Here is a 9,937-nt window from a genome sequence, read left to right as displayed (position 1 = left end):
TTGCACTGGCACCTGGCACCTGGCACCTGGCACCTGGCACCTGGCACTGGCACTGGCACTGGCACTGGCACCGCTGGATCTGGCTGAACCTGGCGCGCCGCGCGTTCCGGGCCCCGAACTGCCTGATCAGGCGCAAGGTCCCCACGCGGCAGGCGGTGCCTGGCGGGGCCGATTTGGCTTTTGCCGGCAGGGCATCGGAGCGAGCGTCAGCGAAGCGGAGACAAAAGGGGATGAGGCCCTGCCAGGCGCCGCCTGCCGCGCACCCCCGGTGCCAGCCGGCTTGGCTCATGCACCGCGCAGGCGACGGTCAAGCGCGCGAGAAGGACCTCGGCCGGCAGTCCCAGGCGCGATCAAACCCCCAGGTGCTGCGTCAACACCTCGGGCCGCGACCGCAGCTCGTCCGACGTGCCGCTGAACACGACCTCGCCCTTGACGAGGATGAGGTTGCGGCTGGTGAGCTGGGTGACGTGCTTCCAGTTCTTGTCGACGATGACGGTCGAGATGCCGGACTCGCGGATCAGGCCGCAGATGCGCCAGATCTCGCGCGCGACCAGCGGCGCCAGTCCTTCGGTCGCCTCGTCGAGGATGAGCACGTCGGGGTTGGTCATCAGCGCGCGGCCGATGGTCAGCATCTGCTGCTCGCCGCCGGAGAGTTGCTGGCCGCCGTGCGCCAGCCGCTCGGACAGGCGCGGGAAGGTCGCGAGCACCCGGTCGTAGGTCCAGTCGCGCTGGCCGCGCGTGCCGGCGCGGGCCGCCATCTTCAGGTTCTCGACCACGCTCAGGTTGCCGAAGATGCCGCGGCCCTCGGGCACGTAGGCGACGCCGAGCTGGGCGATCTCGTACGGCGCCCGGCCGGTCATGTCGCGGCCCATGACCTGCACGGTGCCGCCGCGCGGCTTGACCAGGCCCATCAGGGTCTTGAGCAGCGTGCTCTTGCCCATGCCGTTGCGGCCCATCAGGCCGACGGTCTCGCCGCGCCCGACCTGGAAGTCGACGCCGCGCAGGATGTGGCTCTGGCCGTAGTACGTGTGCAGCCCGCGGGCATCGATGAGGAGTTCGCCGGCCATGTCAGTGTTCCTCGCCCAGGTAGGCCGCCTGCACGCCGGCGTCGTTGCGGATCTCGACGGGCGTGCCGCTGGCGATGACCTGCCCGTTGACCATCACCGTCAGGCGATCGGCGAGCGCGAACACCGCGTCCATGTCGTGCTCCACGAGCAGGATGGCGTGGCGGTCCTTCAGGCGATGCAGCAGGGCGACCATGCGCTCGGCTTCGGCCGTGCCCATGCCGGCCAGCGGCTCGTCGAGCAGCAGCACCTGCGGCGCCGTGGCGAGCGTCATCGCGATCTCCAGCTGGCGCTGCTCGCCGTGGCTGATGGTGCCGGCGACGGCGTCGCGGCGCGATGCCAGGCCGGCCAGCTCGAGCGCCTGTTCGGCCGCTGCATTGGTGGCGGCGAACGCGGTGGCGCGCCGCAGCCAGCGGGCCGGGTGCTGCGCGCGCGACTGCGCCGCCAGCCGCACGTTCTCCCAGACGGTGAACGGCAGGAAGATGTTGGTCTTCTGGTAGCTGCGGCCCAGGCCCGCGCGCGAGATCCGCTCGGGCTGGCGGCCCGTGACGTCGTCGCCGCCCAGGTGGATGGTGCCGCTGGTGGGCGGCAGGTCGCCCGAGAGCAGGTTGGTCAGGGTCGACTTGCCGGCGCCGTTGGGGCCGATCACGGCATGGATGCGGCCGCGCCAGAGGTCGACGGAGACATCGTTGACGGCGGCCAGGCCGCCGAAGCGCTTGGTCAGCTTCTTGGCGGAGAGCAGCACCTCGTCAGCCATCGCTGTGCTCCTTGCCGCGGGCCAGGCGCGCGACCGCGCCCAGCAGCCCGCGCGGCGCGAAGGCGACCACCGCCACGATGAACAGGCCCATCCACAGCTGCCAGTGCTTGCCGGCGTCGAACGTGCCGACCTGCGGCAGGTCCTTGAACAGGTGCAGCAGGTACTCGAAGGCGAAGGCGCCGACGATGGCCCCGGCGAAATTGCCCATGCCGCCCAGGATGACCATCATGATGGCGTGCGCGCTCATGTGGAACCCCATCAGCTCCGGGTTCACGAAGCCGGTCTGCGCGGCCCACAGGTAGCCGGCCAGCCCCGCCAGCGCCCCCGCGAGCGTGAAGGCGGCGAGCTTGTACCGGAACGTGCCGTAGCCCAGCGCGCGCATGCGGTGCTCGTTGACGCGGATGCCCGCGAGCACGCGGCCGAACGGGCTCCACAGCAGCCGGCGCAGGAACGCGTACACGGCCACCAGGCAGGCGAGGGTGAAGAAGTAGAAGACGCGCTTGTCCTCCAGGTCGAACAGCGCGGCATTCGGCTTGAAATTGATGTACAGGCCGTCGGAGCCGCCCAGCACCTTGTTGTCGAAGAACAGGAAGAACAGCATCTGCGCGAACGCCATCGTCACCATGATGAAGTAGATGCCGTGCGTGCGGACGACGAAGAAGCCGATCACCAGCGCCGCCAGCCCGGCTGCGCCCATCGCGGCCGGCAGCGTCCACCACAGCGACGCGGCCTCGGCCTGCGGGGTGAGGAAGGCGAGGGCGTAGCCGGCCAGGCCGAAGAACGCCGCGTGGCCGAGCGAGACCAGGCCCGTGACGCCCTGCAGCAGGTCCAGGCTCATCGCAAAGATGGCCAGGATCATCATGCGGGCGACCATCTGGGCATAGAAGTCGCTGCCCACGAACGGGAAGGCGGCCAGGGCGACCAGGCCCAGGGCCAGCAGGACCTGCAGGCTGCGGGGCAGCACCTCGAGGTGCGATTTGGTGGCGCTCATTGCTTGAACAGGCCTTCGGGTTTCCACAGCAGCACGGCGGCCATGAGCACGTAGACGAGCATGCCGGACACCTGCGGCAGCAACACCTTGCCGAACGTGTCGACCGCGCCGACCAGCAGCGCGGCGATGAGCGCGCCGCGCACCGATCCGATGCCGCCGATGACCACCACCACGAAGCACATGATCAGCACCTGCGAGCCCATGTTCGGGTAGACGCTGGCGATCGGCGCGGCGATCATGCCGGCCACCGCGGCCAGGCCCACGCCCAGGGCGAACACCACGGCATGGATGCGCTTGATGTTGATGCCCAGCGCCTCGGCCATGTCGTGGTTGAAGGCGCCGGCGCGGATCTTCATGCCCAGGCGGGTCCTGGAGATCAGCAGGTACAGCCCGATCGCCAGCGCGATGCACACGCCGGACATGAACAGGCGGTAGACCGGATACGACAGCGTGTCGGTCAGCGGCACCGAGGCCGAGAGCGCGGCCGGGATCGCGACGCCGTGCACGTCGTCGCCCCAGAGGATGGAGCGCGCCTCCTCGAACACGTAGATCAGGCCGAACGTGAGCAGCACCTGGTCGAGGTGGTCGCGCCGGTAGAAGTGCCGGAACAGCAGGCGTTCGAGCACCAGCCCGAACAGCACGGCCAGCACGGCGCCGCCGGCGATGGCCAGCGGCAGGCTGCCGGTGCGGGACGACAGCCACCAGGCCAGGTAGGCGCCCAGCATGTAGAAGCTGCCGTGGGCGAGGTTGACCACGCCCATGATCCCGAAGATCAGGGTCAGGCCGGCGGCCAGCATGAACAGCAGCAGACCGTACTGGACGCTGTTGAGCAGCTGGATGAGGAAATTGGCGAAGTCCATCGCGCGAGCAGGCAAAAAAATGGGAGGCCAGGGACCTCCCAGAGGGAAGAGCGAAGAGTGTGCCTCAGGCCATCTTGCAGCCGGCGCCGGAATCGGCCAGTGCCTTGGCCGCCACGCCGATCACCTTGTTCTCGCCCTTCTCGACGCGGCGCAGGTAGATGTCCTGCACCGGGTTGTGCGACTTGCTCATCGTCCACTTGCCGCGCGGGCTGTCGATGGTCTGCGTCTCCAGGGCCTTGTACAGGGCCTGCTTGTTGCCGATGTCGCCCTTGACCGCGGCCATGCCCTGCGCGAGCAGCAGCCCGGTGTCGTAGCCCTGCACCGCGTACACGTCGGGCTGCATGCGGAAGGTCTTGGCGTATTCGAGGCGGAACTGCTCGTTGCGCCTGGTCTCCAGCGAGTCGCTGTAGTGCATGGTCGTCATGATGCCCTCGGCGGCGGGGCCGGCGGCCTGCAGCACGCCCTCGGTGAGGAAGCCCGAGCCCCACAGCGGGATCTTGTCCTTCAGGCCCGCGGCGGCGTAGTCGCGGATGAACTTGGCCGCGCCGCCGCCGGCAAAGAAGCACGCCACGGCGTCGGGCTTGAGCGAGGCGATCTCGGTGAGCAGCGCCTGGAACTCCACGTTCGGGAACGGCAGGCCCAGTTCCTTGACGATGGTGCCGCCGGCCTTGGTGTAGCTTTCCTTGAAGCCTTCGAACGCCTCGTCGCCCGCGGCGTACTTCCAGGTGATCCAGACGGCCTTCTTCAGGCCCTTGTCCACCATCGGCTTGCCCAGGGCCAGCGTCGGCTGGCTGTTGGTGAAGGAGGTGCGGAACACGTTGGGCGCGCACAGGGCCCGGGTGGCGGCGTGCACGCCGGCGTTGGGGATCAGGTTCAGCACGCCGGACTCGCGCGCCACGCGCTGGATGCCCATCTGCACGCCCGAGTGCACGGTGCCGATCAGCACGTCGACCTTGTCGCGCTGCACCAGGCGGTTGGCGTTCTCCACGCCCTTGGACGGCTCGGACTCGTCGTCGACCTTGAACCACTCGATGTCGCGGCCGCCCAGCTTGCCGCCCTTCTCGGCGATGGCCATGCGCACGCCGTTCTCGATGGCCACGCCCAGCTGCGCGAACGTGCCGGTGTAGGGCAGCATGAACCCGACGCGCACCTTGTTGGACTGGGCGCGCGCGATCTCGGGCAGCAGCAGCCCGACGGACGCGGCGCCGACGACGGCGGCACTGCGGGAGAGGACGAGGCGGCGGGTGGTCATGGGGTCTCCGTTTGCATTCGTTGAAGCTTCAAGTTTTTTACCAAAGGTCGCGCTGCGGCGCACCATGGCTTACCCGGATGGGCGTGCTCAGCGTGCCTGCGCCGCGCGCAGCTTGAAGCGCTGGATCTTGCCGGTGGCGGTCTTGGGCAGGTCGGGCACGAAGGCGATCCAGCGCGGGTACTTGTAGGGCGCCAGCTGCGACTTCACGTGCCGCTGCAGGTCCGCTTCGCCGGCCTGCTGCCCGGGCTTGAGCACCACGTAGGCCTTGGGCTTGACCAGCTGGTCGGCGTCGGCGACGCCGATCACCGCCGCCTCGAGCACGGCCGGATGCGTCATCAGCGAGGCCTCGACCTCGAAGGGCGACACGTAGATGCCGCCGACCTTGAGCATGTCGTCGCTGCGCCCGCCGTAGGTGTAGTAGCCGTCGGCGTCGCGCGTGTACTTGTCGCCGCTGCGCGTCCATTCGCCGCAGAAGGTCGACTTGGTCTTGGCGCGGTTGTTCCAGTACATCAGGGCCGAGCTCGGGCCGCGGATCTGCAGCTCGCCGATCTCGCCCGTGCCGCACTCGCGGCCGTCGTCGCCCACGATGCGCAGCTCGTAGCCCGGGACCGCCTGCCCGGTGGTGCCGTAGCGCACCTTCCCCGGGCGGTTCGACAGGAAGATGTGCAGCATCTCGGTCGAGCCGATGCCGTCCAGGATCTCGCAGCCGTACTCGCCGGTCCAGCGCTTGCCGATGTCGGCGGGCAGCGCCTCGCCCGCGCTGGTGCACACGCGCAGCGCCAGCGCCGACTTGCCGGGCCGCTCGCCGTCCGCGAGCAGGCCCGCGTACAGCGTCGGCACGCCATAGAAGATGGTCGGCCGGTACGCCGTGAGGATGCGGAACACGTCGGCGGGCGTGGCGCGCGCCGGGTGCAGCACCGTGGTGGCGCCCACGCTCATGGGGAAGGTGAGGGCGTTGCCCAGGCCGTAGGCGAAGAACAGCTTGGCCGCCGAGAAGACGACATCGCTCTCGCGGATGCCCAGCACCGCGCGGCCGTACAGCTCCGCGGTCTGCACCAGGTGGCCGTGCAGGTGCACCGTGCCCTTGGGCGCGCCGGTCGAGCCGCTCGAATACAGCCAGAAGCACGCATCGTCGCAGCAGGTGCTGGCGACGTCGTGCCGGTCGCTGCCGCCGGCCACGAGGGCGGCGACCGAGCGCGGGCCGTCGTCACCGCCGACGAACACGTGGTCGAGCGTCGAGACCTCGCCGATCAGGGGTTCGAACGCCGGCAGCAGCGGCTTCGAGACGAACAGCGCCTGCGCCCGCGAGTCGCGCAGCATGAACTCGAAGTCGGGCGTGGTGAGCAGCGTGTTCACCGCCACCGGCACGACGCCGGCCAGGATGCAGCCGAGGAACACCACCGGCCACTCCGGCGTGTCCAGCATCGCGACGAGCACGCGCGTCTCGGGCCGGATGCCGCGCTCGCGGATCGCGTTGGCCAGCCGCTGCGACTGTTCGCGCAACTGGCCGTAGGTGAGCTGCGCCCCGGTGGCCGCGTCGATGAACGCGGGCTTGGCGTGCCGCGTGGCGTTGCGCTCGAGCAGGTCGTGCGCGGCGTTGTAGTCGCGCGGGATCTCCACCCGCGGCGGGCTGGTGCTGTGGTCGGCGTGGCTCAGGCGCATGGCCGGTGTCTCCTCGTTGTCGTCTTGCCAACCACGTCGGCGCGGGTTCGACCCGCGCCCCCTTGCGGTGGTGCGCCACCGCCGTCGCCGGACGCCGGCCGGGGCCGGCATGACGTGTGTGCGACGGGTGCCTTGCGCTTCAGGCCGCCGCGCGCTCGGGGGCCAGCGCCTGCGTCAGCCACTGGCGGCACCAGGCCGTGCCTTCCTCCTCGGGCATCGTGCCGGCGCTGGCGTCGTGGCACCAGACCTCGCCGATGCGCTGCGCGCCCAGCCCCTGCAGGCGTTCGTCGAACTTCTTGCCCCCGAAGCAGAAGGTCTGCAGGTAGGTGCGGTCGCCCAGCGCGATCACGCCGTAGCGCACGTGGCCCAGGTACTTGGGCGCGGCCTCCAGCGAGTCGTACAGGTTGCGGGCGTTGTCCGGCACGTCGCCGGAGCCGTAGGTCGAGGTGCAGATGAGATAAAGTGCATTTTCGTCGAACGCGCTGATGTCCAGTCCGTCCATCAGCACCACCTCGATCTCGTCCACCAGGTCGGCGCAATCCATCTGGATCGCCTGGGCGACATAGTCGGCCGTGCTGGTCATCGTGCCGACGAGGATCTTGAGTTTCATGGTCCGGTCATCCTGAGCCCGTCGAAGGGCGATACATGCAGTAAACTGCTTGACATGCGATTCGTCGGAAGTATACTGCAATCTTGATCTGCGTCAAACGGACGCGAAAACACCCAGCAGCAGCAGCAGCATGCAGACGATGACCGACAACGACAGCAGGGCCACGCTCGCCGAACTCGGCGCGCGCGTTCGGGCCTGGCGGGCCCGGCGCGGCATGACGCGCAAGCAGCTGGCCCATGATTCGGGCCTGTCCGAGCGCTTCCTCGCCGACGTCGAGAGCGGCAAGGGCAACGTCTCGATCAATTCGCTGGAGGCCGCCGCGCGGGCGCTGAACATCAGCATCCTGGAGCTGCTGCAGGACGCGCCGCGCCCGGCGATGGCCAGGCTGCACAACCTGCTGGCGCGCCTGGACGAGACCCAGCTGGACCAGGCCTATGCGCTGCTGGCGGGCGCCTTCGGCCTCGGTGACGCGCAGGGGCGCGACCGGCGCATCGCCCTGATCGGCCTGCGGGGCGCCGGCAAGTCGACGCTCGGCGCGCAGCTGGCCGCGCAGCGCGGCGTGCCTTTCGTGGAGCTGGACCGCGAGATCGAGCGCGAGGCCGGCACGAGCATGAACGAGATCCTGCTGCTGCACGGGCAGGCCGGCTACCGCCGCTACGAGCGCCGTGCGCTGTTCCGCATCGCCGAGGACCATGCCGACGGCGTGGTGATGACCACCGGGGGCAGCATCGTGAGCGAGCGCGAGACGTTCGACCTGCTGCAAAGCCGCTTCTATTGCGTCTGGCTCAAGGCCAGCCCCGAGGAGCACATGAGCCGCGTCGTCGCCCAGGGCGACATGCGGCCCTTCGACACGACCCGCGGCGCGACCCAGGAGGCGATGGAAGACCTTCGCCGCATCCTGGCCAGCCGCGAGCCCCTGTATGCGCGCGCCGACGCCGTGGTGGACACCGCCGCGCGCAGCGTCAAGCAATCGCTCAAGGACCTGGAGCGCGCCGTTCCGGGCCTGACCACCCGACACAAGGAGACCGCATGAACGCCATGACCGAGCCGCTGCTGTTCCAGCAGGGCGACCGCGAGCTGGTGCGTTTCGAGACCCACCCCTCGAAGTACCGCCACTGGCAGCTGACCGTCGACGGCGACGTCGCGCGGCTGAAGCTGGACATCGACGAGGACGGCGGCATCAAGCCGGGCTACAAGCTCAAGCTGAACTCGTACGACCTGGGCGTGGACATCGAGCTGCACGACGCGCTCAACCGCGTGCGGTTCGAGCATCCGGGCGTCAAGGTGGTGGTGTTCGAGTCCGGCAAGGACCGCATCTGGTGCTCGGGCGCCAACATCTACATGCTGGGCCTGTCCACGCATGCCTGGAAGGTGAACTTCTGCAAGTTCACCAACGAGACCCGCAACGGCCTGGAGGATTCCTCGCGCCACGAAGGCCTGAAGTCGGTCGCCGCCGTCACCGGCGCCTGCGCCGGCGGCGGCTACGAGCTGGCGCTGGCCTGCGACCGCATCGTGATGGTCGACGACCGCTCCTCGACCGTGAGCCTGCCCGAGGTGCCGCTGCTGGGCGTGCTGCCCGGCACCGGCGGCCTCACGCGCGTGACCGACAAGCGCAAGGTGCGGCGCGACCTGGCCGACATCTTCTGCACCACCAGCGAAGGCGTGCGCGCCGACCGCGCCCGCGACTGGAAGCTGATCGACGGCTTCGCCAAGCCGCAGCAGTTCCCGCAGCTGGTGGCCTCGGAAGTGGAGGCGCTGCGCGCGCAGTCCACCCGCAACGGCCCGCCGCAGGGCGTGGAGCTGGCGCCCCTGGGCGCTCGCATCGACGAACAGGGCTACCACTACGGCACGGTGGACGTGCAGGTCGACCGCGCCGCGCGCATCGCGACGCTGACGGTCCACGCGCCGGCCGCCGCCATCGAGTCCACGCCGGACGCGATCGTGGCCGCGGGCGCCGCCTGGTGGCCGCTGAAGCTGGCACGCGAGCTCGACGACGCCATCCTGAACCTGCGCACCAACGAGCTGGAGGTCGGCACCTGGGTGCTCAAGACGCGCGGCGACGCGCAGCGCGTGCTGCAGGCCGACGCCGTGCTCGAGCAGCACCGCGACCACTGGCTGGTGCGCGAGACCACCGGCCTGCTGCGCCGCACGCTGGCCCGCCTGGACGTGACCAGCCGTTCGCTGATCGCGCTGGTGGACCAGGGCTCGTGCTTCGCCGGCACCTTCTACGAGCTGGCGCTGGCCTGCGACCGCAGCTACATGCTGGACCTGCCCGATGCGCCCGATGCCGCCCCGGCGCTGCAGCTGTCGGCCGCCAACTTCGGCCGCTATCCGGAGGTCAACGGCCTCACGCGCCTGCAGACCCGCTTCTGCGAGGACGCCGGCACGATCGAGCAGCTGCGCGGCCTGGGCGACAGCCCGCTGCGCGCCGACCAGGCGCTGGGCCTGGGCCTGGTGACGCTGACCCCCGACGACATCGACTGGGACGACGAGATCCGCCTGATGCTCGAGGAGCGGGCGTCGCTGTCGCCCGATGCCCTGACCGGCATGGAGGCATCGCTGCGCTTCCCCGGCCGCGAGACGATGGAGACGCGCGTCTTCGGGCGCCTGTCGGCCTGGCAGAACTGGATCTTCATCCGGCCCAACGCGGTGGGCGAGGACGGTGCGCTGAAGCTGTTCGGCACCGGCAAGAAGGCGAAATTCGACTGGAAGCGCGTCTGACGCGCCCGAGAGGAACCACC

At 69.7% G+C, this 9,937-nt stretch carries 9 protein-coding genes; 2 read left to right on the top strand and 7 right to left on the bottom strand.

The window, feature by feature from the left end:
• Positions 1-350: 350 nt before the first annotated feature.
• The 7 genes from AC3ANR_RS12615 to AC3ANR_RS12585 all read right to left on the bottom strand — a co-directional run bounded on the left by AC3ANR_RS12615 (position 351) and on the right by AC3ANR_RS12585 (position 7,196).
• The gene (locus tag AC3ANR_RS12615) at positions 351-1,067 is read right to left on the bottom strand and encodes an ABC transporter ATP-binding protein (protein ID WP_488288457.1); all 717 of its coding nucleotides are present in this window, start codon (positions 1,065-1,067) and stop codon (positions 351-353) included.
• 1 nt (position 1,068) lies between these two features.
• Positions 1,069-1,821, bottom strand: a complete 753-nt coding sequence (locus tag AC3ANR_RS12610; protein ID WP_488288456.1) for an ABC transporter ATP-binding protein — start codon at positions 1,819-1,821, stop codon at positions 1,069-1,071.
• Positions 1,814-2,812 carry a branched-chain amino acid ABC transporter permease gene (locus AC3ANR_RS12605; RefSeq protein WP_488288455.1) on the bottom strand — a complete coding sequence of 333 codons (999 nt, stop codon included), beginning with the start codon at positions 2,810-2,812 and terminating at the stop codon, positions 1,814-1,816. The genes AC3ANR_RS12610 and AC3ANR_RS12605 overlap by 8 nt, the downstream gene beginning before the upstream one ends.
• On the bottom strand, positions 2,809-3,672 hold the full coding sequence (locus tag AC3ANR_RS12600; protein ID WP_488288454.1) for a branched-chain amino acid ABC transporter permease: 864 nt from the start codon (positions 3,670-3,672) through the stop codon (positions 2,809-2,811). Before AC3ANR_RS12600 ends, AC3ANR_RS12605 begins: the two co-directional genes overlap by 4 nt.
• Positions 3,673-3,736: 64 nt before the next feature.
• On the bottom strand, positions 3,737-4,924 hold the full coding sequence (locus AC3ANR_RS12595; RefSeq protein WP_488288453.1) for an ABC transporter substrate-binding protein: 1,188 nt from the start codon (positions 4,922-4,924) through the stop codon (positions 3,737-3,739).
• An 87-nt stretch (positions 4,925-5,011) separates the two neighbouring features.
• Entirely contained in the window at positions 5,012-6,586 is a 1,575-nt protein-coding gene (locus AC3ANR_RS12590) for a benzoate-CoA ligase family protein (protein WP_488288452.1), read from the bottom strand.
• Positions 6,587-6,725: 139 nt separating this feature from the next.
• The gene (locus tag AC3ANR_RS12585) at positions 6,726-7,196 is read right to left on the bottom strand and encodes a flavodoxin domain-containing protein (RefSeq protein WP_488288451.1); all 471 of its coding nucleotides are present in this window, start codon (positions 7,194-7,196) and stop codon (positions 6,726-6,728) included.
• 139 nt (positions 7,197-7,335) lie between these two features.
• Between AC3ANR_RS12585 and AC3ANR_RS12580 the strand changes: the two genes are divergently transcribed.
• A complete protein-coding gene (locus tag AC3ANR_RS12580) occupies positions 7,336-8,229 on the top strand; it encodes a helix-turn-helix transcriptional regulator (RefSeq protein WP_488288450.1) in 894 nt (297 codons plus the stop codon).
• Positions 8,226-9,917 carry a 2,3-epoxybenzoyl-CoA dihydrolase gene (boxC, locus tag AC3ANR_RS12575; protein WP_488288449.1) on the top strand — a complete coding sequence of 564 codons (1,692 nt, stop codon included), beginning with the start codon at positions 8,226-8,228 and terminating at the stop codon, positions 9,915-9,917. The genes AC3ANR_RS12580 and boxC overlap by 4 nt, the downstream gene beginning before the upstream one ends.
• Positions 9,918-9,937: the final 20 nt, after the last annotated feature.

This window comes from Ramlibacter sp. JJN2-2R (assembly GCF_057747835.1).
Note: the sequence above shows the minus strand (reverse complement) of the source record. Positions and strands in the feature narration are given on the sequence as shown.